At 51.2% G+C, this 367-nt stretch carries 1 protein-coding gene; it reads right to left on the bottom strand.

From position 1 onward, the window contains the following. Positions 1 to 326 (bottom strand): NADPH-dependent FMN reductase (locus B2589_RS10775; protein WP_286816577.1); only part of this gene is annotated, 326 nt, incomplete at its 3' end. Between the last annotated feature and the right edge of the window lie 41 nt (positions 327 to 367).

Here is a 367-nt window from a genome sequence, read left to right as displayed (position 1 = left end):
GGCTTGTAGTTCCACTCGTTGTAGAGATAGTTCAGTGCATTCACGAATGAAGGAGGCGGGCAGTAGTTGTACTCGGGAATGACAAATACATAGGCGTCGGCACTGGCCACGCTTTCAGACCACGCCTTGGTGTGGGCATGCTCATATTTTTGCATGCGTGGGTGGTTGGGCTCGTCGAAGACGGGGAGATTGAAGTCCGCCAGGTCCACCAGCTCGCTTTCAAAGCTTCCCTGTTCATTGGCATGGTTACTAAACCATTCAGCAACAGAGGGCCCCTTACGGCCCGGACGGGTACTACAAATAATGGTTTGGAGCTTCAGAGACATATCATTCAATCCTTTTTTAAGGTTCATCGCGGGTTAGCGTG

It is taken from the genome of Marinobacter sp. UBA3607 (genome assembly GCF_002375525.1).
Classification (GTDB): Bacteria; Pseudomonadota; Gammaproteobacteria; order Pseudomonadales; family Oleiphilaceae; genus Marinobacter; species Marinobacter vinifirmus.
This window is presented reverse-complemented; position numbering and strand designations above follow the sequence as displayed.